This window comes from Hymenobacter coalescens, from assembly GCF_054783195.1.
This window is the reverse complement of sequence record NZ_BAAGRA010000004.1, coordinates 19,756-39,013: the sequence shown is the minus strand read 5'-3', so window position 1 is coordinate 39,013 and position 19,258 is coordinate 19,756. Positions and strand designations below refer to the sequence as shown.

Annotated in this window: 21 protein-coding genes; 9 read left to right on the top strand and 12 right to left on the bottom strand. The window is 65.2% G+C overall.

Going from position 1 to position 19,258, the window contains the following annotated elements:
* Positions 1-59 precede the first annotated feature (59 nt).
* Positions 60-401, bottom strand: a complete 342-nt coding sequence (locus ACYVKQ_RS03315) for a DUF3140 domain-containing protein (protein ID WP_460575592.1) — start codon at positions 399-401, stop codon at positions 60-62.
* Positions 402-544: 143 nt separating this feature from the next.
* Between ACYVKQ_RS03315 and ACYVKQ_RS03310 the strand changes: the two genes are divergently transcribed.
* A complete protein-coding gene (locus ACYVKQ_RS03310) occupies positions 545-949 on the top strand; it encodes a DUF6799 domain-containing protein (protein ID WP_460575590.1) in 405 nt (134 codons plus the stop codon).
* A 91-nt stretch (positions 950-1,040) separates the two neighbouring features.
* On the opposite strand, the gene ACYVKQ_RS03305 is transcribed toward ACYVKQ_RS03310, so the two are convergent.
* The 3 genes from ACYVKQ_RS03305 to ACYVKQ_RS03295 are packed head-to-tail and all read right to left on the bottom strand — an operon-like array spanning position 1,041 to position 2,548.
* Positions 1,041-1,238 (bottom strand): hypothetical protein, encoded by a 198-nt coding sequence (locus ACYVKQ_RS03305; protein WP_460575588.1) that lies wholly within the window; start codon positions 1,236-1,238, stop codon positions 1,041-1,043.
* Positions 1,239-1,261: 23 nt separating this feature from the next.
* A complete protein-coding gene (locus tag ACYVKQ_RS03300; protein ID WP_460575586.1) occupies positions 1,262-1,651 on the bottom strand; it encodes a septal ring lytic transglycosylase RlpA family protein in 390 nt (129 codons plus the stop codon).
* Between the two features lie 27 nt (positions 1,652-1,678).
* The gene (locus tag ACYVKQ_RS03295; protein WP_460575584.1) at positions 1,679-2,548 is read right to left on the bottom strand and encodes a glycoside hydrolase family 25 protein; all 870 of its coding nucleotides are present in this window, start codon (positions 2,546-2,548) and stop codon (positions 1,679-1,681) included.
* Between the two features lie 115 nt (positions 2,549-2,663).
* Between ACYVKQ_RS03295 and ACYVKQ_RS03290 the strand changes: the two genes are divergently transcribed.
* On the top strand, positions 2,664-2,993 hold the full coding sequence (locus tag ACYVKQ_RS03290; RefSeq protein WP_460575582.1) for a hypothetical protein: 330 nt from the start codon (positions 2,664-2,666) through the stop codon (positions 2,991-2,993).
* Between the two features lie 154 nt (positions 2,994-3,147).
* Here the strand turns inward: ACYVKQ_RS03290 and ACYVKQ_RS03285 are convergent, their stop codons facing one another.
* The 4 genes from ACYVKQ_RS03285 to ACYVKQ_RS03270 form a co-directional block, all read right to left on the bottom strand.
* Positions 3,148-3,531 carry an Hsp20/alpha crystallin family protein gene (locus ACYVKQ_RS03285; protein ID WP_460575580.1) on the bottom strand — a complete coding sequence of 128 codons (384 nt, stop codon included), beginning with the start codon at positions 3,529-3,531 and terminating at the stop codon, positions 3,148-3,150.
* A gap of 251 nt (positions 3,532-3,782) precedes the next feature.
* The gene (locus ACYVKQ_RS03280) at positions 3,783-4,739 is read right to left on the bottom strand and encodes a T9SS type A sorting domain-containing protein (protein WP_460575578.1); all 957 of its coding nucleotides are present in this window, start codon (positions 4,737-4,739) and stop codon (positions 3,783-3,785) included.
* Positions 4,740-4,830: 91 nt separating this feature from the next.
* The gene (locus ACYVKQ_RS03275; RefSeq protein ID WP_460575576.1) at positions 4,831-5,532 is read right to left on the bottom strand and encodes an Hsp20/alpha crystallin family protein; all 702 of its coding nucleotides are present in this window, start codon (positions 5,530-5,532) and stop codon (positions 4,831-4,833) included.
* A 191-nt stretch (positions 5,533-5,723) separates the two neighbouring features.
* Positions 5,724-6,086, bottom strand: coding sequence for a VOC family protein (locus ACYVKQ_RS03270; RefSeq protein WP_460575574.1), 363 nt, complete (start codon positions 6,084-6,086; stop codon positions 5,724-5,726).
* 141 nt (positions 6,087-6,227) lie between these two features.
* On the opposite strand from ACYVKQ_RS03270, the gene ACYVKQ_RS03265 reads away from it, so the two are divergent.
* From ACYVKQ_RS03265 to ACYVKQ_RS03255, 3 genes are all read left to right on the top strand, one after another.
* Positions 6,228-6,644 carry a hypothetical protein gene (locus ACYVKQ_RS03265; protein WP_460575572.1) on the top strand — a complete coding sequence of 139 codons (417 nt, stop codon included), beginning with the start codon at positions 6,228-6,230 and terminating at the stop codon, positions 6,642-6,644.
* Positions 6,645-6,730: 86 nt separating this feature from the next.
* Positions 6,731-8,053 (top strand): TCR/Tet family MFS transporter, encoded by a 1,323-nt coding sequence (locus tag ACYVKQ_RS03260; protein WP_460575571.1) that lies wholly within the window; start codon positions 6,731-6,733, stop codon positions 8,051-8,053.
* A gap of 120 nt (positions 8,054-8,173) precedes the next feature.
* Complete coding sequence (locus ACYVKQ_RS03255) at positions 8,174-8,686, top strand: GNAT family N-acetyltransferase (RefSeq protein ID WP_460575569.1); 513 nt, start codon at positions 8,174-8,176, stop codon at positions 8,684-8,686.
* A 28-nt stretch (positions 8,687-8,714) separates the two neighbouring features.
* Here ACYVKQ_RS03255 and ACYVKQ_RS03250 read toward each other — a convergent pair whose 3' ends face one another.
* Together ACYVKQ_RS03250 and ACYVKQ_RS03245 are read right to left on the bottom strand one after the other, a co-directional pair.
* On the bottom strand, positions 8,715-9,164 hold the full coding sequence (locus tag ACYVKQ_RS03250; protein ID WP_460575568.1) for an SUKH-3 domain-containing protein: 450 nt from the start codon (positions 9,162-9,164) through the stop codon (positions 8,715-8,717).
* Between the two features lie 90 nt (positions 9,165-9,254).
* Positions 9,255-11,009 carry a serine hydrolase domain-containing protein gene (locus ACYVKQ_RS03245; RefSeq protein WP_460575566.1) on the bottom strand — a complete coding sequence of 585 codons (1,755 nt, stop codon included), beginning with the start codon at positions 11,007-11,009 and terminating at the stop codon, positions 9,255-9,257.
* A 359-nt stretch (positions 11,010-11,368) separates the two neighbouring features.
* Here ACYVKQ_RS03245 and ACYVKQ_RS03240 point away from each other — a divergent pair, with 359 nt between their 5' ends.
* Positions 11,369-11,773: a hypothetical protein gene (locus tag ACYVKQ_RS03240; protein ID WP_460575564.1), complete on the top strand. Its 405-nt coding sequence runs from the start codon at positions 11,369-11,371 to the stop codon at positions 11,771-11,773.
* Positions 11,774-11,854: 81 nt separating this feature from the next.
* On the opposite strand, the gene ACYVKQ_RS03235 is transcribed toward ACYVKQ_RS03240, so the two are convergent.
* Positions 11,855-12,709 carry a pirin family protein gene (locus ACYVKQ_RS03235; protein ID WP_460575562.1) on the bottom strand — a complete coding sequence of 285 codons (855 nt, stop codon included), beginning with the start codon at positions 12,707-12,709 and terminating at the stop codon, positions 11,855-11,857.
* Between the two features lie 245 nt (positions 12,710-12,954).
* Between ACYVKQ_RS03235 and ACYVKQ_RS03230 the strand changes: the two genes are divergently transcribed.
* The gene (locus tag ACYVKQ_RS03230; RefSeq protein WP_460575560.1) at positions 12,955-14,022 is read left to right on the top strand and encodes an NADH:flavin oxidoreductase/NADH oxidase; all 1,068 of its coding nucleotides are present in this window, start codon (positions 12,955-12,957) and stop codon (positions 14,020-14,022) included.
* 113 nt (positions 14,023-14,135) lie between these two features.
* On the opposite strand, the gene ACYVKQ_RS03225 is transcribed toward ACYVKQ_RS03230, so the two are convergent.
* On the bottom strand, positions 14,136-14,579 hold the full coding sequence (locus tag ACYVKQ_RS03225) for a hypothetical protein (protein ID WP_460575558.1): 444 nt from the start codon (positions 14,577-14,579) through the stop codon (positions 14,136-14,138).
* 212 nt (positions 14,580-14,791) lie between these two features.
* On the opposite strand from ACYVKQ_RS03225, the gene ACYVKQ_RS03220 reads away from it, so the two are divergent.
* Both ACYVKQ_RS03220 and ACYVKQ_RS03215 read left to right on the top strand, forming a co-directional pair.
* Positions 14,792-16,900 carry a M13 family metallopeptidase gene (locus ACYVKQ_RS03220; RefSeq protein ID WP_460575556.1) on the top strand — a complete coding sequence of 703 codons (2,109 nt, stop codon included), beginning with the start codon at positions 14,792-14,794 and terminating at the stop codon, positions 16,898-16,900.
* A gap of 160 nt (positions 16,901-17,060) precedes the next feature.
* Positions 17,061-19,187 carry a M13 family metallopeptidase gene (locus tag ACYVKQ_RS03215; protein ID WP_460575554.1) on the top strand — a complete coding sequence of 709 codons (2,127 nt, stop codon included), beginning with the start codon at positions 17,061-17,063 and terminating at the stop codon, positions 19,185-19,187.
* Positions 19,188-19,258 lie beyond the last annotated feature (71 nt).

Below are 19,258 nucleotides of genomic sequence, written 5' to 3'. Positions count from 1 at the left end.
CCGACCCACTCGTGCAAGTAATAACAAGTAGCCGTGTAACCGTCGTGCCGGGCAGGCAATCATTTTTTCAGCGGGTCGTGTCCCCAGTTCATGAGTGAATAGCGCCAGCGTGAGGTGGCTTCGTCCTGTTTATTGTGCGGGCCCTGCGCGGCATGCCGGCTCACGTAGCTGTGCACCTTGTGCATGTGCGTTTCGTCGTCGGCCGTGAGGTCGACCTTTTTCTTGCCCAGAATCTCGATGATGCGCCGGCCGGAATGGTGCCCGATGCTTTCCCCGTCGCCGCTGTCAAGCCCGACAGTTTTGGATTCTTCCGTTTCGAGCCACTTAGCCAATTCCGTCGCGCTCATGTTGACGTCGGCGTGAAATTGCTGGTAAATGTCACTTGGGGCTTTCGTAGTCATGATTTTGTGAATGGGGGATGAACGAAAACACAGGTTGGTCCGTTTGTTGCCAAAACGCACCAGCGGGCGAATGGGTTGTACTTGCCGAGTATGCCGCTTCGCCGTATCTTTCCTCTCTTACCCTTTTTTACTCCCATTCTCCCATGAAGTTTTTCTCCACTCTCCTGACCCTGGGCCTGCTCACGTTGGGCGTGGCAGCGCAAGCTCAGACGCGCCCGGCCCCGCGTAAAGCTGCTGTGCCGCAGCGTCCCGTCATGGGCACCGCCGGAGTGAAAGATGGTTTTGCCATGAAGGAAGGCAAAGTGATGCACACCCAGCACGGCCACACCATGCCCGTAACGGCGCTGACCGCGCTACCCAACGGCACCAAAGTGCAGCCCGACGGGGTGGTCATCCTGGCCGACGGCAGCACCGCCCAACTCCAGGAAGGCGACTACATGTCCTTGAGCGGCCGCCTGACGACGGTCCGTATGAAAGCCGAGCAGGACAGCCTGATGCGGGCGGCCAAGCTCGACCCGAAAGGCAAAAACAAGAAGCGCAACAAATAAGCGGAGGCCGCCTGCCAGCCACCGAAACACGCTAAAAAGCCCGCGGCACTGCGCCGCGGGCTTTTTTAGTGCTGATAAATAGCTGCGCGGGCTACCGAAACGTGTAGTCCAGCAAAATTTCGCGGGCTTCTTCGTCGCTGGTAGCTTCCACCACTTCGTCGATGACGAACTGCACTTCGGCCTCGGTCCAGGTCTGTTGCTCGGCGGCTTTCACGAACTGGCCCAGGGTTTCGAACCGGCTGGTGGTGGCCGGGGGCAATGTCCATTTTACTTTTTTGCGGATGCGCATAGCAGGCTAGGAGTGAGGTGAAATCAGCGGCTGGTAGCGCGGCGCACGACCTGCACCTTCACGGGCGCCACGCCGGCCTTGTCCACGCCAATCTTGCGGGCGGCCTTCTTCGAGAGGTCGATGATGCGGCCTTTCACGTGCGGCCCCCGGTCGTTGACGGTGACTTTGACGGAGCGGCCGTTGGCGGGGTTGGTCACGCGCACCACCGTGCCGAAGGGCAGCGTGTTGTGCGCCGCCGTACGCTTGCCGGGGCGGTAAGGCACGCCGCTGGCCGTTTTGCGGCCGTTAAACTTGTCGGCGTAGTACGAGGCCTTGCCGGTTTCGGTGTACGCCCCGCCGGCGCAGGCGCCGAGCAGCGCGGCGGTGAGGCTGGCGAGCAGCAGGCTGAAAAGACGGCCGAAAAGGTGGGGCATGAGTCGGAGAAACGAGGTGGAAGCGGGCTAACGGCGAGCTGGGCTGGCGGTGGTACGCTTGGGCGGCACCCGCAGCGCCAGCAGGTTGGCGTAGCTGCCTTGGTATACGTTGAAGTCTACCGTGCCGCGGATGCCGGGTACGTATGCCTCGTCCGAATGCTGCCAGATGATCCACTTGTCGCGGGCCAGGGCCGGGCGTTCTACTTCGTAGTGGGCCAGCCAGAGCGGGTAGTTGTCGAAGTGCCCGGCCAGGTAGCGGCGGTAGAAGCTATAGTTGGAGTACACGATGGGGCGCACACCATAATGCCGCTCCACCAGCCGCAGCCAGGTGGCAATGCCCCGGCGCATCACGGCCACGTCGTGAAACTCGGGGGCTTCCACGTCGAGCACCGGCGGCAGGTCGCCGGGGCCGATGTCGGCCGTGCGCACGAACAGATCGGCTTGCGCGGCCCCGTCGTAGTTGGGCTGAAAGAAGTGGTAGGCCCCGCGGCAGATGCCCGCTTTTTTGGCTTCGCGCCAATTGCGCGCAAAGCGCCGGTCGCGCAGCGTCACGCCCTCGGTGGCCTTAATGAAAGCGAAGCGCACCCGGTGCTGGGCCACCTCTGGCCAGTCGATGGTGCCCTGGTACGACGACACGTCGATGCCGTGCACGGAATAGCCGGCAAGCAGCGGCGTTTTTTCGCGGCCCGTCAGGCGCTCGGCTACCAGCGTGGCCCAGGCCCGGCGGGCGTAGCGGTTGAGCTGCCGGCGGTAGTAGCCGTAGAACAGCGCTGTGCCCAGCAGCAGGAGCACCAGCAGGGCCAGCAGCCACCGGCGGCCGTGCCCGGGCTGCCGCGTGGCGCGGCGCGGAGCCGGCCGGCGGGCGGCAGAAGCGGGGTAACGGCGGGTGCGGGGCATAGGCGACAGGGTGGTCGGAGAGCGAAGATAACGCCAACTGGAGCCTTACTCGTGCCCGGGTGCGGGGCGCGTTGTCGCCAAACCGGTATTTTGGCGCCTCCAACTGCTCTCCACTATGGCTGCCGACGTCCGCAACGAAGCTTCCGGCCCCCGGGTCTTTCTGATTGGTCTGGCCGGCTTCGTGGCCTTCGAAACCGTGGCCTACTACCTGCTGCGCTGGCTGACCTCGGGTCTGGGCGAAAGCAACCAGTTTCAGCCCGAAAACACCATCGTCAGCAACTGGGTGAAGACCACCGCCTTTCTGCTGGGGCACCTCACGCTGGTGGTCATTGCCCTGCTGCTGCTCAGCAACCTGCTGCCGCGCCACTTCCGCGGCCAGATTATGCGCTGGTTTCTGCTGTCGTTGGTGGTCATGTTTCTGCTGCTCTGGCCGCTGTTCGACTAAACGCCGCACGCCCGACCGAAGCATTGGCCGCGTGCGCCAGAATGCAGCACGGCGGGCACAAAAAAGCCACTGCGGCAAGGCAGTGGCGGTGAAACCATCGGTGTCCGGTCGGTCCCGGCGTTATGTATAGCGAGTGGGCCGCGGCCCGGAAAGCTTACTGGTAGCGGATGTCGATTTCGCGCTGGCTGTTGCCTGGGTCCTGGTACGGGATGCGCACGCGCAATTCCCCTTGCCGGTGCACCGCGTCGATGCGGGTCAGGTCCAAGCCGTTGGGCAGTTGGAAGTTGTGCACGAACAGCGGCGCAACCAGTTCGTCGTCGGGCGCATGGCGGTACTCGGCAAAAACGTCCAGCCGGTTGTTGTTCAGCACGACGTGGAACGTCTCGGGCCGCACGCTCGGGGCCGACACTCGGATGACCACGTCCTGCTCGCGCTTCTGCACGCGCACCAACGGCTGCGCCACCCCACCGCCCAGGGTGTTGAGCAGGTTGAGCTGGGGAGCAATGTTGTGCAGAAATTCCTGGCTTATGAGTTTCATGGGGTTGTTCCTCTTTCTGGTTTTCAGAGGGTTGGATGCAAACCATGTACCAACCCGGATACTAGGCGGATCAATGGGTTTTGTTGCCATAATGGCTGTAACCGGCGCTAAAAGGGCCTAATGCCCGTGCCAGCCTGGCAGCTCTAGGTTACAGTGCTGGTGAGTTGTGCGGCCTTGGTGAGGACCAATCAAACCACAAAAAAGCCCTTCTGCCAACGCAGAAGGGCTGAATGCAAACGGCGAGCCGGGCGTCAACGCTGTAGCTGTACCCGATGCACTTCCGTCAGCTCACCCAGTGTAAGACGGATGAGGTAAGTACCCGCCGCCAAGTCCTGCAGGTCGATGTAGCCGGTCGCGCTGAGCGGGCGCTGGCCCAGTACGCGGCCCGTCGCGTCGAGCACGGTGACCTGGGTTTTCCGGCCCCGGAAAGCCGAGTTCAGTTGCAGGCGCACCGGGCCCGCCGTGGGGTTGGGGTAGGCGCCACCCGATAGCAAGACGCGGGTTTTGGCGCCGGTAACGCGCGTGTAGGTGAAGGTAGTTTTGGGGCGCCGGTCGTCCACGGAGCTGGGGCCGTTGCTGGTGGGTGACAGAGCGGTGGTAAACGGCGCGGCCGCAGCAAAGCCTAGGATCCGGTCGGGCACGGTGTACTGCGCCCACAGGAACGAGCCGGTCGAGGGGTTGCCGGTGCCGGTGCTGCTCAGCAGCCAGTCGGTAAAGACTTCCAACGAACGGCCGGTGTAGGTAAACGGCGTCGAGAAGGGAAACGACACGTTACCGACGGTGGCGGGGACCAGATACACCGCGTCGGCGAAGACCTGGGTGGCGCCCGTGGTCAGGTCTGCGAAGCCGGCGGGGGCCGTGTACGTGGTCTGGGTGGAGTTCTTCAGCAGAATGCGAAAGGTGGCGGGGCGGTTGCTGGCGCCGTTGCTGGTCTTTTCCCAGGCAATGGCGGTAATCCGGTCGCCGGGCAGCAGGCCAGCCGCCGCCAGCTCCGCGTTGTCGAACACGTACGCGTATTGGCTTGCCAGAAAGGAGCTGGCCGCCGTGGAGCGGTAGATGGGGCCAGGGTTGGTGCTGGCCAGCGACGAAAATCCGGTGGTGACGGTGGCCGTCGGTTGGGCCTGCGCGGTGAGGGCCGCCGCAGCCGCGAGCCATACCAAGCCGGAGCGCTTCAGCAGGAAAGAGAAAGAGGCGCAGAGCTGCGTCATAACAAGACGTAAGGCAAAGAAGACAACCCAAAAAAAGCCCCGGAGCAGCGACAGCGCCCCGGGGCGGGTACAAATATCGGCAAGGCCAGCCTTAGCGGCGCGCACCCGAGCCGGCGCCGTCGTCGGGGTGGCCGTCGCCGTAGCTGTCAGCCGCCGCGGTGGGGCTGCTCCACGACGGGGCGTTGCTGCCGGCCGCGCCGCCGGCGTTGGCCATGGTGGCGTTGCTGTACGCGGGTTCGCGCGGCTGGCTTACACCCGCCGGGCGCGGCTCGCCGCTTTCCACGGGCACATCGGTGGCCTGCTGGCCCACGCGCTCCGACATCTGCCCGCCGGCCGCGCCTTGGCCGGCCTGGCCGGCGCGTACCTGGATCTGGTGGCGCATGGTTTTCTGCTGGTCCTTGGGCACCGAAATGCGCAGCACTCCATCCTCGAACTGCGCCTCAATGCCTTGGGCGTTGGCTACCTCGGGCAGCTGGAAGGAACGGTGAAACGAGCCGTACTGGCTTTCCAGCACATGGTAGCGCCGGTCGTTGCGTTCCTGCTGCATCCGTCGCTCGCCCGAAATACTCAGCCGCCCCTGTTGAAATTCCACCTTGATGTCGTCGCGCTTCATGCCCGGCAGCGAGGCCTCTATTTCGTAGCTTTTCTCCGTTTCGTAGGCGTCTACGTGTGGCGTGAAGGCGTTGAGTTGCCCGCGCGCGTTCATCGAGTCGTTGAAAAAACGGTCCATCATTGCCGAAAAGCTTTGCGGCATCAGGTCTCCGAACGAATCGGAATAACGTTGAATGGCCATGGCGTTTACTGGTTGAGGGTTGGGAAATGAGAATCAGGGTCGCCTAGCTTTTTTTACTACAGCGAGCAACGTTAGGTTGCAATTGAAATTAGCTGTAACTATCTATTGATCAAATGATAATAGTCATAAAAAAAGCGGCCTGCGCCGGTCCCGGGCAGGACTGGCGCAGGCCGCATCGGGCCGCTTAAGAGCTAAGCAGGCAGTTGGAAGTGGGGATTCTGAATGATGCCGAACGCGTTGCCGAACGGGTCGAGCACCGAGCCGACCAAGATGCCGCCGCCCACCTCGTACACCGCCTCGTGCGGCTGGGCGCCAAGCTCCAGCAGGCGCTGGTAGGCCCCGGCGGCGTCGGGCACGCCCCAGTAAGTGACAGGGCCACCGCCCTGCGCGGCCGTGCCGTTCGGGTCGAGCCCCAACTCGTAACCGCCCACGTTGAATCCCACGTAGAAAGGCTCGTCGAAATAAGGCGCCTGCTCCAGCACCTGGGTGTACCAGTGCCGGGCCCGGGCCAAATCGCCGACGGGGTACACGATGGTGCGTAAACCTTGCATCATAAAAAAGAGGAATGTCGATGAGTTGGCAAGTACCGGCTCCGGCCCGTCAAAATCAAGGCCCGCGTCAACCCCATGGCGCACCAGCCCGGCCGCGCAAGCGCCGTGCAGCCCGTACCTTCGCCGAAGTGTCCTCTAGCCCCTATGTCCCACCACGCTTTCCTGCAGATTGACTACCGGCCCGACCTCGACATGCTGGTCGGGCGCTGGCTGCGTGCGGTAAGCGAGGGAGAACTGTACGCCAGCTACCCCGCCCTGCTCGAAACCGCCCGACACTACGGCTGCCGCTACTGGCTCCTCGACGCGCGCCGCCGCCTCAACGTCGAAGTGGCCATCACGCCTTGGCTGCTCAACGACTTTGTGCCACGGCTGGGCCAGCACCTGAACGGGCGCACCTACCTGGCGTACTTGGTGGCCCCCCTGCAGCTGACCAGGGCGGTTCCGGCCGCGCAAATCATTCCGCCGCAGGTATACTTTGAAGGTAAGGCGGCCCTCATGCAGCGCTTCACCGAGGAAGCAGCGGCCCTGGCGTGGCTGCGACAGCAGCGTGTTGAGAATTAGCAATTTCGGCTAAATATATTGGCATTTTGTTGTTGATATAGTTGGCAATCTGTTACTTGAGGCTTTGTTTTACGTGACCCCGCATCATGGCCGTTGAACCCCGCCGAGCCGCCCTGGGCTTCATTTTCGTTACGCTGCTCGTCGACGTCATCGGGTTCGGCATCATCATCCCGGTGGTGCCTTCGCTGATCCGGCAGCTCACCGGCGGGACCATCAGCGACGCGGCCCGCTACGGCGGCTGGCTGGTGTTTGCCTTTGCCGTGATGCAGTTTCTGTTTTCGCCGGTGCTCGGCAACCTCAGCGACCGGTACGGGCGCCGGCCGGTGTTGCTTTTTTCGCTGTTCGGCTTCGGGCTCGACTACCTGCTGCTGGTATTTGCGCCCACCATTTCCTGGCTATTCGTGGGCCGGCTGCTGGCGGGCATCACCGGAGCCAGCATGACCACTGCCACCGCCTACATTGCCGACGTGAGCCCGCCCGAAAAGCGGGCCCAGAACTTCGGGATGGTTGGGGCCGCTTTCGGCCTGGGCTTCATCATCGGCCCGGCCATTGGCGGGCTGCTGAGCCGCTGGGCCCCGCAGATCCTGACCCAGCTCAGCGTCTTTGCGGCCGCGCCGCTGGACGTGGCGCAGTGGGGGCCGCGGGTGCCGTTTATGGTGGCCGCCGCGCTGACGTTTCTGAACTGGCTGTACGGCTACTTCGTGCTGCCCGAGTCGCTGGACGCGGCGCACCGCCGGCCCTTTGAGCTGGGACGGGCCAACCCCGTCGGCTCGCTGCGGCAGCTGCAGCGCTACCCGGTGATTTTTGGGCTGGTGGGCTCTCTGATCTTCATCTACGTCGCAGCCCACGCCACCCAAAGCACGTGGTCGTACTTCACCATGGAGAAGTTTCACTGGAACGAAGCCTGGGTCGGCGGTTCACTGGCCGTTATCGGTGCCCTGGTAGCCATTGTGCAAGGCGGGCTGATCCGCTTCATCAACCCGCGCCTGGGGTCGGAGCGTTCGGTGTACCTGGGCATGGCCCTGTACGCGGTGGGCTTTCTGCTGTTTGCCTTTGCCTCGCGGGGGTGGATGATGTTCCTGTTTTCGGTGCCGTACTGCCTCGGCGGCATTGCCGGCCCGGCCATTCAGGGACTGATTTCGGCCCAGGTGCCGCCCAACGAGCAGGGCGAGCTGCAGGGCGGGCTCACCAGCCTGGTCAGCGCCACCTCTATCGTTGGGCCGCCGCTGATGACTGGGCTGTTTGCTTACTTCACCGGCCCCAAAGCCCCACTGTACTTTCCCGGCGCGCCTTTTCTCTTGGCCGCCGTGCTTACGGTCATCAGCGCGCTGCTGGCGGCCCGCTCATTGCGCGGCACCGCTCACCTGCGTCAGCCCGCCACCGCACCTGCCGAAGCCTTGGTGGACTAGCAGCACCGGTCCATTGGCCCAGAGCGGCGCGTAGCGGAATTTCGCGACGCTGTTTTTGCTCGGCCACCTCCGCTACCCCAAGTAGCCCAGGGCTATTTTTGCGCCTCAGTCCTTCTGCTCATGCCCATCACTCGCCTTGCTACCGCCGCCGACCTGCCCGCCATTCTCGCCATTGTGCGCCGGGTGGTGCCGCTGATGCAGGCCGCCGGCAACTTTCAGTGGGAAGCAACTTACCCCAACGAGCAGGTATTCCGGCAGGACCTCGAGCGGGCGCAGCTCTGGGTAGCCGAGGCCGAGGGCGCCGTGGTCGGCGTAGCGGCCCTCACTACCGACCAGGACCCCGAGTACGCCCAGGCGGATTGGGACCCCGCGGAAACGGCCATCGTGACCCACCGCCTCGCCGTGGACCCGGCGGCGCAGGGCCGTGGGGTGGCGGCCGCGCTGCTGGCGCAGGCCGAGCAGCTGGCCCTGCAGCGTGGGTTCGCGTCGTTGCGCGTGGATACCAACTCGGAGAACCAGGCCACGCAACGTCTGTTTCCGAAGCTCGGTTACCGCTTCGCGGGCGAAATCACCTTAGCCTTTCGGCCCGGTCTGCGCTTTTTCTGCTACGAGAAACGGCTGGACAACCGCTAGCAGTGTCCGTACGCCCTGGCGGCCAGCGCTACAGGTGCTCGAAGGGCAGGTCCAGGCACACGGCCGTAATGGCGGCCGGGCCATCGGAGCCCACCAGGTAGAGGCATTCGTCGCAGCCGCCGCCGTACACGCGCCCGCGTCCGTCCATCAGCAACACCAGGTCTTCGTCGTACGCCAGTCCGATCACGGTGAGGGAGGGCAGCGCCAAGCGGGTGGCAAACTCCTGCTGCGCGTTGGACGTCTGGCGGTGCGCTACGGCCGGAGCTACCTGAAACTGCAGGTTGCTGATGCTGCCATCGTGCCGAAAAAAGCGCAGCTGCAGACCGCCGAATTCACGCAGAAAAGCATCCGCTGCTCCCGACCAAGGGTAGCCCGCGGACGCGTTGGCCAGCGCGTACGGGCTGGTGTTGACGCTCCGCCCTTCCTGCCAGCCCGCCTCCCGCAGGATGTGCCACACTTCGTCCGAAAACCTGCTCATTATCTGGATAGCGTCACGAAGTACAAATCTATCCGGAAATAACAAGGGAGCCACACAAGTCGCTCATAATCTGCCAGGAATGTGTGGCCCTTATTTTAGTAGGTCGCGGCCAGCGGCTAGCAGGCGCGACCAGTAGGAGGGAGCAGGCGAGGCCGCAGGCTTAGCGCTGGCGGCCGGAGTCGCCGCGGCCGGCGCGGGGCGAGCCGTTGTAACGGCGGTTCGGCTGGTAGGCTTAGCGGCGCGTTTGCGGCGGGTAGCGGCGGTGGTGCGGTTCGCCTTGCCGCGGCGTGCCACCACCGGCGGCAAGGCCGGCGTGCGGAACGTCACCACGGGGTTGCCGTCGAGGGCGTACACGGGGTGCTGGCCGGTAGCCGCGCTCTGGCGGTACTCCACCAGGCGGGCGTAGTAGATCTGGCCGGGCTGCAAGTCGCGCACGGTGATGGCGCTGTCGGGGCCGGCGGCCACCACGGTGCCTGTGCCCAAGGTGGCGCCGCGGCCGAAGCTGGCGTCGGCCACGTAGTTGGTGCCGTCGTGGGGCAACGCGGCCACGGGGTTCTTTTCCTGAAGCACCAGCAGGCGGTCGGTGCCGTTGCCGTTGCGCCAGGTGAAGCGCACCGTCGTCGGATTCAGGGCTTTGGCCTGCAGCTGGACCGCGTTCTGCTCGGGCGCAAACAAGTCGTAGGCGGGCCACTGGCCATCGGCGGCGCGCAGGCAGTCCCAGCCCACTTCTTCCAGGTCGTGCCAGAAACGGTTGGGCACGGCGCGGCTGTTGAGCAGGATGGCCCAGGTGTAGCCCGAGGCCGTGCGCACCACGCAGCTGGCGGTGCCGTCGAGGGAGCCGGTGTGCCACCACGTCGTACGGTCCTTGTTCACCAGCCAGCCCTTGGCGTAGCGGCGGTTGGGCTCGTCGGAAGTCGTCATCGTGTCGATGGTGGAGGCTTGCAGCAGCGCCGGGCGGGCGCCTTTGCCCTCCACGGCCAAGGTGAGGCGCACCAGGTCGCGGGCCGAAAACAGCCAGCCGCCGTGGGCGCCCATGGCTTCCAGGTTCCAGCCGCCGTAGGGCATGGGCACGCGCTTGCCGTTGCCGTAGCACGACTCGCGGCTGCCCTTGCTGAAGTATTCGGCTTCGCGTTCGTGCTTGTCGGCCAGCAGGTTGCGCCCCAGGTGGGCTTCGCGCACCCCGGCCGGGGCCAGGATGTGCTGCTGCACCCAGGCCGCGTAGGGTTGGCCGGTAAGCTGTTCGATGACCTTCCCCAGGATCAGGTAGCCCATGTTGGAGTAGGCGAAGCGGCTGCCGGGCGCGAAATTCAGCCCGCGGCTGAGCACGAAGCGCACCAGGGCCGAATCGGCCACGGGGTTACTGACCTGCATGGCCTGGGCCACGTGCAGCGGGAAGTCAATGGGGTCGGAGCTGGGCTGGTCGTCCACGCTCACGTTGCGGTTCCAGCCGCCGGTGTGCTCCAGCAGTTGCCGCACGGTGATGTCGTAGATGCGGCGGTCCTGGATAACCTCGTTGTAGTAGGAGCCCTGCAGGTAGCCCTCGGGGCCGAATACGCGGTGGTTCAGCGTGAGGCGCCCTTCTTCGAGCAGCTTCATGATGGCAAGGGCCGTTACCGGTTTCGACACGCTGGCTACCCGCAGCAGGTGCGCGGGCTGCATGGGCTCGGTGCGGGCCAGATCGGCGTGGCCAAAGCCGCGCTCATACACCAGGCGGCCGTCCTTGCTGATGGCCACCGAAGCGCCGGGGATGTCCCAGCGGTCCAGAAAGGCCTGCACCACCGCGTCGCAGGGCGCCAGCTGCGGCTCGGCAATGCCCGTTTGAGCCGCCGCCCGCAGCGCTGTCATTATTACTAGTCCCCACAGGGTAAACCACTTCCTCACGCCCCGACTTGTTGGTAATGTTCTAAACCAGCTCGTTGCATCGCCAGCAGTAGGCTGGACGATTCTACAAGTTTATCGGATTGTTATAAGAAAATGGTAATATTAAAAGGCAAATTATTTGTTATTTTTTTAGTTTGAATAAGTAATGCGCGCTATATGGTTCAGCAGACGCGTTGTTAACCTAGGTGAGCTTAAAGATTCGGAGTGAACCGGTTTGCAAGAAATTGTGTTTTTTGGCGAGGCATAACGGCGCAAGTGCTCTGGGCGAAGCCGCAATTGGTCGGTGGCAGCCCGCGGTTGGCCCTTATCCGTTACCCCGCAAGATGGAGCAGTATTCCCCTTTTTTTGAAAACAGCGCCGGGCGGCTCGTCGACGACCCCCGGGGGTTCCTGCGCATTGTGTGGCACCCCAGCGTGACGGACGTGGCCACGCGCCGCGAGCTGATGGACCAGGTGCTGGCCTGGCTGGTGCGGTATCAGAAGGGCAAGGTGTACGCCGACCAGCGCTTCATGGCGCCCTTTTCCATCGCCGAGCAGCGGTGGATTCAGGAACAGTGGACGCCGCGCGCCGTGCGCGAGGGCAACTACCGCTGCCGCGCCATCCTCGGCGCCCGTGATGCCAAAGCCCGCCTTTCCTCGGCGGCCGTAACCACGCCGGCGCGCGAACAGATCAGCTATTGTTACTTCGATAATGAACCTGAAGCCGTGGCCTGGCTGCTGGCGCAGTAAGTCCAAATGCTTTTAGGGGTAAATAAAAACGTCCCGCTGGGCTCAGGCCCAGCGGGACGTTTTTGATAAGAGTAACTACGCCTATCCCCGCCACTGCCCGAACTTGCCGGCCTGGTAGTCACGGTAAGCCTGCTGAATTTCCTCAGCGGTGTTCATCACGAAGGGGCCGTAGGCCACGATGGGCTCGTTGAAGGGCCGGGCGTGGCCCAGCAGCAGCACCGCGTCGCTCAGCGCTTCGATCTGCAGCTCGTCGCCGTCGTGGTTAAATTCCACGAGGCGGAGCGCCTCGGTGTCCTGCCCGTTCACGCGCAGCTGCCCGCGCACGGTGTAGAAAAAGATGGTGTGCGCGGCCGGAATCGGCAGCGTGAGCCGGCCGCCCGGCCGGAAGTTGATGGTGGCCAGCTGAATGTCGGCCAGGGGCTGCACCGCGCCGCGGGTGCCCGCCCACTCGCCCGATACGGCGTGCACCGTCACGCGGCCTTCGTCGAGGGTGGCGGCGGGAATCTCGGGGGCCTGCAGGCCGATGTAGCGCGGCTCGGTCAGCTTGTCCTTGGCGGGCAGGTTTACCCACAGCTGCAGAATTTCGAGCGGGCCGCCGGTCCGCTTAAACTCCGGCGACGACACCTCGGCGTGGATCAGCCCGCGGCCGGCCGTCATCCACTGGATGCCGCCCGCATTGATGACGCTTTGGTGGCCGCCGGTGTCCTCGTGCATGATGTCGCCTTCGAGGATAAACGTCACCGTCTCGAAGCCGCGGTGCGGGTGCGGGCCGAAGGGCAGGCCGCGGTTGTGGGGCTTGTAGGTCTGCGGGCCATGGTGGTTCAGAAACAGGAAGGGGTCGAGGTGCTCGACGGCGGGCGTGGGCAGGGCCCGGTACGTAACCAGGTCGTCGATGGGGGCGCTGACGGCGCGGTGCTGCTGCTTAATGGTGCGCATGGCAAAAGGCGGTTCCGCGGTGAATGGCGCGGCATCCTAGTACCCACGGGGCGCCCAATAGGTTTGCCGCTCGGCGCAGACTTCCGGGTAACCGCCCGGTCCGCCCAATGCCAGGACGTGCCCGCTTTACCAAACCCGCGGCAGGGTTGCCTGTTGTGAGGGCTGACGCGCCGGGGCGACGTTTCAGCCGTGAACCACAGCCGCCGGCCCCGGCCGCGTCGTTTTTCCGCAAGCTTCCTCTTTCTATGGCTCATCTGTTCACGCCGCTGACCCTGCGCGGCGTCACGCTCAAAAACCGCATTGCCGTTTCGCCGATGTGCATGTACTCGGCCGAAGATGGCTTCGCCAACGACTGGCACCTGGTGCACCTGGGCAGCCGCGCCGTGGGCGGGGCCGCCCTGGTTATTCAGGAGGCTACGGCCGTAGCCCCCGAAGGCCGCATCACCCCCGACGACCTGGGCATCTGGAAAGACGAGCACCTGCCCTTCCTGCGGCGCATCACGGCGTTTATCGAGGCGCAGGGGGCGGTGCCGGGCATTCAGCTGGCCCACGCCGGCCGCAAAGCCAGCCACGCCAGCCCCTGGAAAGGCGGCGCCGAAGTCGGCCCCGAAGCCGGCGGCTGGCCCACCGTGGCCCCGAGCGCCCTGCCGTTCGGGCCCGCCGAAACCGCCCCGCAAGCGCTGGATCAGGCCGGCATCGATAAGGTTATTGTCGACTTTCGGGCGGCTACGCTTCGCGCGCTGGCGGCCGGCTACCGCGTCATCGAGGTGCACGCGGCGCACGGCTACCTGCTGCACGAGTTCCTCTCGCCGCTGAGCAACCAGCGCACCGATGCCTACGGCGGCTCCTTCGAAAACCGCTGCCGCCTGCTGGTGCAGGTAACCGAGGCCGTGCGTGCCGCGCTGCCCGCCGACCTGCCCCTGCTGGTGCGCATCTCGGCTACCGACTGGACCGAGGGCGGCTGGTCGGCCGACGATTCGGTGCAGCTGGCCCGCGTGCTGCAGGGCCTGGGTGTGGACCTGCTCGACTGCTCCACCGGCGGCAACGTCCCGCGCGCCCCGATTCCCGTCGGGCCCGGCTACCAAGTGGAGTTTGCGGCCCGCGTGCGGCGGAAAACGGGCCTGGCCACCGGCGCCGTGGGGCTCATCACCGACGCCGGGCAGGCCGAGCAGATCGTGGCGTCGGGCCAGGCCGATGTGGTGCTGCTGGCGCGCGAACTGCTGCGCGACCCGTACTTCCCGCTGCACGCCGCCCGCGAGCTGGGCGCCGACGTGCCGTGGCCAAACCAGTACGAGCGGGCCAAGCCGCGCTAGCCGCCGCAGGCTCCTGCGCCAAAGCGGAATCGGCAGTACCACTCCGGCCTGCGCCGGTTCGCCCCGGACAGAATGTTCTTCGGGAGTCGGCCGCCCGGCGATGGTCCGGCAGCTTACTGCCGCTCGAAGTCCAGGGCGTTGAGCAGGGCCAGCATCATATCGGCGGCGGCGGGGCTGGTCTTGTAGCGGGCCTCGAACTTCGGGTCGTATTGCAGCGGCCCGAAGTACTGCACGAAGGCGCTGGCTTTCAGGTGCTGCACAGCCGTGCGCAGCTCGTCTTTGGAGAGGCCGCGCAGCCACTGCCCGTAGGCAGGCGTGACCTGGCGGCCGCGCTGGCAAATGGCGGCGCACTCGCGCAGCAGCGGCGCCTCGGCCTTGGCGGTGGCGGGCTGGGCCATCAGGCGCTTCATCAGGGCCGCGGCGGCGTTGGCCACGCTCAGGAAGTCTTCCTCCACGCTGCCGGCGGAGGCGGTGGCCGCGGCGGGGGGCGGCGCCTGAGCCGTGGCCGCCCCGGCGCTGAGCAGCGCGGTCGATAGCAGAAGTAAAAAGCGTTTCATGTGAGCGGCGGCAGGAGGGCAGAGTTCGGCAGGCAAGATACGCAGCTTGGCGGGCTAAACACGGTGCCGGCCTCGCCCTGTGCGCCGGAAACCGTATGTTCGAGAAAAGGGCCCGCTACGCTGGGCCGCGGCCGCCAATGCAGCCCCGGCAGCGCGGCGCGGTCTTTTGCCTCCTCACCTAAGCTGCCCCTTAACCAAGCTTGTCCCACCGTATGAAACACAACGCCGTTCTGCCCCGGCTGGCCGCCGCGGCCGGCCTGCTGGCCCTGGCGGGCTGCGCATCCACCGCGCCCACTACCGCCCCGGCCAGTGCCGCCGCCCCCAACGCCCAGCCCGCCGCCGAGCCGGTGGTGCGCGGCCTCAGCATCGACGTGGCCGACATCGACCGCGCCGTGGAGCCCTGCGAAGACTTCTACCGCTTTTCGGGCGGCAACTGGCTGAAGGCGAACCCCATTCCGGGGTACGCCTCGCGCTGGGGCCCGCGCAACCTGCTGCAGGACCGTAACCAGGCGCTGATGCGCCGCATTCTGGAGGAAGCGGCCGCCAACACCACGGCCGCCAAGGGCTCGAACACCCAGAAAGTGGGCGACTTCTATGCCTCCGCCATGGACACAGTGGCCATCGAAAAGGCCGGGCTGGCCCCGCTGAAGCCCGAGCTTGACCGAATTGCCGCCGTGAAGGACCGACGCGGGCTGCTCAGCGCCCTGGCCCGGCAGAAGGCGCTGCAGACCGGCGCCTACTTCCGCGGCGGCGTCGACATCGACGACAAGCAGAGCACGCAGTACATCGTGAGCCTCTACCAGGGCGGCCTGACGCTGCCCGACCGCGACTACTACCTGAAAGACGACGCGCGCTCCAAGAACATCCGCGAGGCGTACCGCACTTACCTGCGCAACACCTTTAAGCTGCTCGGCGACAACGAGACTACCGCAGCCAAAAACGCTGCCGCCGTGGAGCGCCTGGAAACGCGCCTGGCCAAAGCCTCGCGCAGCCGCGTGGAGCTGCGCGACCCGCAGGCCAACTACAACAAGATGACGGTGGCCGCGGCCGCCAAGCGCTACCCTAATCTGGAGCTGCCGCGCCTGCTCGGCGAACTGCAGTTGGGCGCGGCCCAGGAGCTGATTGTGGGCCAGCCGGCGTTCTTCGACGAGCTGAACAAGGTGATGCAGGCCGAGCCGGTGGCCGACCAGAAAACCTACCTGCGCTGGCACCTGGTGCGCTCCGTGTCGGGCGCGCTGCCCGCCGCGTACGTGGATGAGGCGTTCCGCTTCCAGCAGGTGCTGGCCGGCACCAAGCAGCAGACCGTGCGCTGGAAGCGCATGCTGGCCGCTACCGATGCTACCCTGGGCGAAGCCTTCGGCCAACTGTACGTCGATAAAGCCTTCTCGCCCCGGGCCAAGGCCAAAGCTCTGGAAATGGTGGCCAACGTGAAGGAATCGATGGCTGAGCATATCCAGACCAACACCTGGATGAGCCCGGCCACCAAGCAGGAAGCCCTGAAAAAGCTCAACGCGCTGCGCGTCAAAATCGGCTACCCGGACGTGTGGAAGGACTACTCGGGCCTGAGCATCTCGCGCGACTCGTACCTGCAGAACGTGCTGGCCGCCCGGCAGTGGGACTACCGGGACAACGTGAAGAAGCTCGGGCAGCCCATCGACCGCAACGAGTGGGGCATGACGCCGCCCACGGTGAATGCCTACTACAACCCGCCGATGAACGAAATCGTGTTTCCGGCCGGGTACCTGCAGCCGCCCTTCTTCAACCCCGAAGCCGATGACGCGGTCAACTACGGCGCCATCGGCGGGGTGATTGGCCACGAAATGACCCACGGCTTCGACGACCAGGGCCGCCAGTACGACTCGGAGGGCAACCTGCGCGACTGGTGGACCAAGGAAGACGGGGAGGAGTTCATGCGCCGCGCCGCCGTGGTGGGCACCCAGTACTCGGCCTTCCAGCCCCTGGACTCGGTGTACGTGAACGGCAAGCTGACCATGGGCGAAAACCTGGCCGACTTCGCCGGGCTGACCATCGTGTACGGCGCCCTGCAAAAGCAGCTGCAGAAGCAGTACGGCAACGGCCCGCGCCCCAAAATCGACGGTTTCACGCCCGAGCAGCGCTTTTTCCTCTCCTGGGCCCAGCTGCGGCGCTCCAACATTCGCCCCGAGGCCCTGCGCCAGCAGATCCAAACGGATCCGCACTCCCCCGACCAGTACCGCACCATCGGGCCGCTGATGAACATGCCCGAGTTTTACCAGGCCTTCGGTTGCCAGCCCGGCCAGAAAATGGTGCGCGCCGAGGGCGAGCGGGCCAAAATCTGGTAGTCGCCCCGTCGCCTGATTTTCACGCGCGTCCTGCTGAGCCCGGCTCGGCAGGACGCGCTGTTTAGGCCGGGGTGCGCCGGCCGGGCTGGCCGTTACGGCCGTAGTTGGCTAACTTCAGAGCACCGTTCCTTATTTCCCACCGTTTCGTTTACCGTTTCCGATGACGAACCCCAACAAGTACCTGCTGCTCGCTGCCGGCGCGCTGGCCGGCTTTCTGAGCAGCTGCGCCTCCAGCAGCTCCACGCCCGCGAGTGGCACCGCCGCCACCGCGCCCACAGCCGCCACGGCCACCAATACGCAGGCCGAGCAGCCCAGCCAGCCGGGCGTGGGCCTCGACGTGTCGACCATCGATAAGTCGGTGGCGCCCTGCGACAACTTCTTCCAGTACGCCGCCGGCACCTGGCTCAAGAACACCCCGGTGCCCGCCACGGAGTCGTCGTGGGGCTCCTGGAACACGCTCATCGACCAGAACAACGCCGTGCTGCGCCAGATTCTGACCGAAGCGGCCGCCAACACCACGGCCGCTAAAGGATCGAATGCGCAGAAAGTGGGTGATTTCTACGCCTCGGCCATGGACACCGTGGCCATTGAAAAGGCCGGGCTGAAGTACCTGCAGCCCGAGCTGGCGCGCATCACGGCCATCAAGGACCTGAAGGGCCTGCAAACGGTGCTGGCCCGCCAGCAGATGCTGCAGACCCGCTCGGTGCTGGGCGTGGGCGTCAACCAGGACCGCAAAATCAGCACGCAGTACGCCGTGTACCTCTCGCAGGGCGGCCTGACGCTGCCCGACCGCGACTACTACCTGAAGGACGACGCGCGCTCCAAAACCATCCGCACGGCCTACACCACTTACTTGGTAAACACCTTCCGCATGCTCGGCGACAGCGAAGCCGCAGCCCGGAAGAACGCCGAAACGGTGCTGCGCCTCGAAACGCGCTTTGCCAAGGCCGCCAAAGACCGCGTGGCCCTGCGCGACCCGTACGCGAACTACAACAAGATGACGGTGGCCGAAGCGGGCCAGCAGTTTCCCAACCTGGGCGTGCCGACCATGCTGCAGCAGCTGGGCCTGGGCGCCGCCAAGGAGGTCATTGTAGGCCAGCCCGACTTCCTGAAGGAAGCCAGCGCCGCCCTGAAGGCCGAGCCGCTGAATGACTGGAAAACCTACCTGCGCTGGCACATGGTGTCGTCGTACGCGGCGGCCCTGCCCAAGGCGTACGTGGACGAGGCCTTCCGCTTCAACCAGGTGCTGAGCGGCGCCAAGCAGCAGCAGCCCCGCTGGAAGCGCATGCTCCGCTCCACCGACGCAGCACTGGGCGAGGCGTTCGGCCAGCTGTACGTGGATAAGGCCTTTACGCCCGCCACCAAGCAGAAGGCGCTGGAAATGGTGACCAACATCAAGGAAGCCATGGCCGAGCACATCCAGCAGCTGGACTGGATGAGCGCGGGCACCAAGCAGGAGGCGCTCAAGAAGCTGAACGCCTTCACGGTGAAAATCGGCTACCCGGATAAGTGGAAGGACTACTCGGCGCTGAGCATCTCGCGCGAGTCGTACTTGCAGAACCTGCTCAACGCCCGGCAGTGGGAGTACAAGGACAACGTGCAGCGCTACGGCAAACCGATTGACCGCTCGGTGTGGGGCATGACGCCGCCCACGGTGAATGCCTACTACAACTCCTCGCTCAACGAAATCGTGTTCCCGGCCGGCATCATGCAGCCCCCGTTCTTCGACCCCAAGGCCGATGACGCGGTCAACTACGGCGGCATGGGGGCCGTCATCGGCCACGAAATCACCCACGGCTTTGATGACCGCGGCCGGCAGTCGGACGCTGAGGGCAACCTGCGCGACTGGTGGACCAAGGAGGACGCAGCCGAATTTCAGAAACGCGCCGACCTGGTGGGTGCGCAGTACTCGGCCTTCCAGCCCCTGGATTCGGTGTTCGTGAACGGCAAGCTGACCATGGGCGAAAACCTGGCCGACTTCGGCGGCACGGCCCTGGCCTACTCGGCCCTGCAAAAGCAGCTGCAGAAGCAGTACGGCGCGGCCCCGCGGCCCAAGTACGACGGCTACACGCCCGAGCAGCGCTTCTTCCTGGCCTGGGCGCAGATCTGGCGCACCAACGCCCGCCCCGAGTACCTGCGCCAGCAGGTGCTCACGGACCCGCACTCCCCGGCCCAGTTCCGCGTGAACGGCCCCTTGATGAACATGCCGGAGTTCTACCAGGCCTTCGGCTGCAAGCCCGGCGACAAGATGGTGCGCAACGACCAGCAGCGCGCCAAAGTTTGGTAACCGGCTGGCCACGACGCAACACCAAAAACGACCTTCTGCACCGTGCAGAAGGTCGTTTTTTTATGGTAGCC

Excerpts from the sequence above, each read along its gene's own strand:
- ACYVKQ_RS03270 (WP_460575574.1), bottom strand. The coding sequence starts at position 6,086 with ATGATGCAAGGTTTACGCACCATCGTGTACCCCGTCGGCGATTTGGCC.
- ACYVKQ_RS03315 (WP_460575592.1), bottom strand. The coding sequence starts at position 401 with ATGACTACGAAAGCCCCAAGTGACATTTACCAGCAATTTCACGCCGAC.
- ACYVKQ_RS03250 (WP_460575568.1), bottom strand. The coding sequence starts at position 9,164 with ATGAGCAGGTTTTCGGACGAAGTGTGGCACATCCTGCGGGAGGCGGGC.
- ACYVKQ_RS03280 (WP_460575578.1), bottom strand. The coding sequence starts at position 4,739 with ATGACGCAGCTCTGCGCCTCTTTCTCTTTCCTGCTGAAGCGCTCCGGC.
- ACYVKQ_RS03255 (WP_460575569.1), top strand. The coding sequence starts at position 8,174 with ATGCCCATCACTCGCCTTGCTACCGCCGCCGACCTGCCCGCCATTCTC.
- ACYVKQ_RS03235 (WP_460575562.1), bottom strand. The coding sequence starts at position 12,709 with ATGCGCACCATTAAGCAGCAGCACCGCGCCGTCAGCGCCCCCATCGAC.
- ACYVKQ_RS03310 (WP_460575590.1), top strand. The coding sequence starts at position 545 with ATGAAGTTTTTCTCCACTCTCCTGACCCTGGGCCTGCTCACGTTGGGC.
- ACYVKQ_RS03285 (WP_460575580.1), bottom strand. The coding sequence starts at position 3,531 with ATGAAACTCATAAGCCAGGAATTTCTGCACAACATTGCTCCCCAGCTC.
- ACYVKQ_RS03265 (WP_460575572.1), top strand. The coding sequence starts at position 6,228 with ATGTCCCACCACGCTTTCCTGCAGATTGACTACCGGCCCGACCTCGAC.
- ACYVKQ_RS03290 (WP_460575582.1), top strand. The coding sequence starts at position 2,664 with ATGGCTGCCGACGTCCGCAACGAAGCTTCCGGCCCCCGGGTCTTTCTG.
- ACYVKQ_RS03300 (WP_460575586.1), bottom strand. The coding sequence starts at position 1,651 with ATGCCCCACCTTTTCGGCCGTCTTTTCAGCCTGCTGCTCGCCAGCCTC.
- ACYVKQ_RS03215 (WP_460575554.1), top strand. The coding sequence starts at position 17,061 with ATGACGAACCCCAACAAGTACCTGCTGCTCGCTGCCGGCGCGCTGGCC.
- ACYVKQ_RS03240 (WP_460575564.1), top strand. The coding sequence starts at position 11,369 with ATGGAGCAGTATTCCCCTTTTTTTGAAAACAGCGCCGGGCGGCTCGTC.
- ACYVKQ_RS03305 (WP_460575588.1), bottom strand. The coding sequence starts at position 1,238 with ATGCGCATCCGCAAAAAAGTAAAATGGACATTGCCCCCGGCCACCACC.
- ACYVKQ_RS03275 (WP_460575576.1), bottom strand. The coding sequence starts at position 5,532 with ATGGCCATTCAACGTTATTCCGATTCGTTCGGAGACCTGATGCCGCAA.
- ACYVKQ_RS03245 (WP_460575566.1), bottom strand. The coding sequence starts at position 11,009 with ATGACAGCGCTGCGGGCGGCGGCTCAAACGGGCATTGCCGAGCCGCAG.
- ACYVKQ_RS03225 (WP_460575558.1), bottom strand. The coding sequence starts at position 14,579 with ATGAAACGCTTTTTACTTCTGCTATCGACCGCGCTGCTCAGCGCCGGG.
- ACYVKQ_RS03295 (WP_460575584.1), bottom strand. The coding sequence starts at position 2,548 with ATGCCCCGCACCCGCCGTTACCCCGCTTCTGCCGCCCGCCGGCCGGCT.
- ACYVKQ_RS03260 (WP_460575571.1), top strand. The coding sequence starts at position 6,731 with ATGGCCGTTGAACCCCGCCGAGCCGCCCTGGGCTTCATTTTCGTTACG.
- ACYVKQ_RS03220 (WP_460575556.1), top strand. The coding sequence starts at position 14,792 with ATGAAACACAACGCCGTTCTGCCCCGGCTGGCCGCCGCGGCCGGCCTG.
- ACYVKQ_RS03230 (WP_460575560.1), top strand. The coding sequence starts at position 12,955 with ATGGCTCATCTGTTCACGCCGCTGACCCTGCGCGGCGTCACGCTCAAA.